General features: G+C 66.4%; 1 protein-coding gene. It reads right to left on the bottom strand.

Going from position 1 to position 431, the window contains the following annotated elements; genetic code table 11:
• Positions 1 to 431: chemotaxis protein CheW (locus RAD10_RS41515; RefSeq protein WP_461621988.1), on the bottom strand; the 431-nt coding region annotated here is incomplete at both ends.

The raw sequence follows: 431 nt of genomic DNA on the forward strand, positions 1-431 counted from the left end.
TTCATCTCCTTGCGGGTGAACCAGTCGGCGAACGCCATGGGGAGGAAGTGGCCGACGTCGATCACCTCGGTGGCCTGGCCCTTGATCACGGCCGAGCCGAGGATGCCGGAGGCGGAGCCGCCGACCTCGATGTTGAGCCGTTCCTCGACGATGTCGATGATCTCGTCGACGACGAGGCCCATGGAGCGGCCGTCATCGGCGAACACCAGGATCGGCTGGGCGCCTTGGCTGGCAATGGTGACGCCTTCCATGGCGACGAGTGGCATCAGCTGCTCGCGGTATTGCACCATGTAGCGGCCGTTGCTGAACTCGATCTTGTCGGCGGGCAGCTCTTCCAGGCGCGTGACGAGGCCAAGCGGGACCGCCTTGGGCTGCGACGAGCCGGCGCGGAACACCAGCAGCGAGGTGGTCTGCTCGCCCGAGCCGATGTG

This window comes from Bradyrhizobium sp. 23AC, from assembly GCF_054863025.1.